Origin of the sequence: Salinisphaera sp. RV14 (assembly GCF_052044135.1) — a bacterium.
Lineage (GTDB): Bacteria > Pseudomonadota > Gammaproteobacteria > Nevskiales > Salinisphaeraceae > Salinisphaera.
This window is the reverse complement of the sequence record NZ_JBQDYF010000049.1, coordinates 1-1,069: the sequence shown is the minus strand read 5'-3', so window position 1 is coordinate 1,069 and position 1,069 is coordinate 1. Positions and strand designations below refer to the sequence as shown.

Below are 1,069 nucleotides of genomic sequence, written 5' to 3'. Positions count from 1 at the left end.
ACGTCAGCCCGTTCGGCGATACGCTGTTTGTCTTCATCAACCGACGGCGCACCGGCCTCAAGGCCTTGTACTGGCACCGCAACGGCTTCTGTCTGTGGCAAAAACGGCTCGAAAAGCAGCGCTTTGCCTGGCCGGATACGGCGGATATCGGGGCCACGTGTGCCTTATCGATGCGCGAGTTGGAATGGCTGCTGGAAGGGTTCGATCTTTGGCGTAATCAACCGCATAAAACACTGAAGTATCGGGCATCGTGCTGATGAACAAGCTATAATATAAACAGCTTAAAAAGGGCTTATTGCGCGGGTTTCGATGGTTTTGAAGTTCCAAATCCCGGATCCCGACCCGGTCGGCTCGTTACCGCGTTCGGTGGAAGAACTTCAAGCGCTTCGAGAAGCCGATCGGGCGCAGCTGGCCGAAGCCCTGGCGCCGCAAATCGAACAAAGCATCGAACAGCGGCTGGCGAGCGAGGTTGAGCAACGGATTCAGCAAGAGGTCGATCGGCGCGTGGCCACCGAAGTGGCCCAGAAGGTTCAGGAGATTCTCGAGCGCTGGCGTCTGGCCCAGCACCGGATGTTCGGTCGCAGCAGCGAAGCGCATGCCGGCCAGGGGCGGCTATTCAACGAGGCCGAGTTCGAAGCGTCGCTGGATTCCAACCTTGAAGACGCCGAGACGATCGAGCCGGAATCGACCTCGAAGCCATCGCCTGCCAAGCGCCGCGGCAAGCGCCGCCCGTTGCCACCAGAGCTGCCCCGCATCACGCAGGTCGTGGACGTGGCCGACGAGGCACGCCAGTGCGACTGCGGCACACCCATGATTCGCATCGGCGAAGAGGTCAGCGAGCAGCTGGACATCGTGCCCATGCAGGTGCGGGTCATCCGCACGGTTCGCCCACGCTACGGGTGCCCGAAGGGCGAACATGCGCCGGTCACTGCCCCCGCCGTGCCCCGGGTCCTGCCCCGCAGCCAGTTCAGTGCCGGCCTGTTGGCCATGCTGCTGACCGTCAAGTACGCCGATGGTCTGCCGCTGCACCGGTTTGCCAAGGTGCTGGGGCGCCATGGGGTCGAGGTGC

At 62.5% G+C, this 1,069-nt stretch carries 2 protein-coding genes; both read left to right on the top strand.

The genetic code is table 11. The features are described 5' to 3' along the window. Window positions 1–257, top strand: a 257-nt coding sequence (tnpB, locus tag ACS8Y6_RS18345; protein WP_440856240.1) for an IS66 family insertion sequence element accessory protein TnpB, incomplete at its 5' end; no start/stop codon positions are given. 109 nt (window positions 258–366) lie between these two features. Then, window positions 367–1,069 (top strand): transposase (locus tag ACS8Y6_RS18340; RefSeq protein WP_440856239.1); only part of this gene is annotated, 703 nt, incomplete at its 3' end.